Below are 407 nucleotides of genomic sequence, written 5' to 3' on the forward strand. Positions count from 1 at the left end.
ATCCCATAAAGTTGTTCTCAGTTCGGATTGTAGKCTGCAACTCGMCTAYATGAAGCTGGAATCGCTAGTAATCGYRGATCAGCATGCYRCGGTGAATACGTTCCCGGGYCTTGTACACACCGCCCGTCACACCACGAGAGTTTRTAACACCCGAAGTCGGTGGGGTAACCGCAAGGAGCCAGCCGCCGAAGGTGGGATAGATGATTGGGGTGAAGTCGTAACAAGGTAGCCGTAYCGGAAGGTGCGGCTGGATCACCTCCTTTCTAAGGAAATACCCGGACCCGATGAGGTTCGGATAAACTTGGCAGTTTATCGCTTACTCGTTGTCAGTTTTGAAAGAGTAACTGCAATACATAGATGAAGAACGAAGCATATTGCTTGATCTGAATCATGGCATTGTTGGACAG

General features: G+C 49.4%; 1 rRNA gene. It reads left to right on the forward strand.

What is annotated here, in order from left to right:
* Positions 1 to 263: ribosomal RNA gene (locus AC1DNI_RS22800) — 16S ribosomal RNA — on the forward strand; the annotation flags it as partial.
* Between the last annotated feature and the right edge of the window lie 144 nt (positions 264 to 407).

Source organism: Phyllobacterium sp. 01N428 (assembly GCF_056399405.1).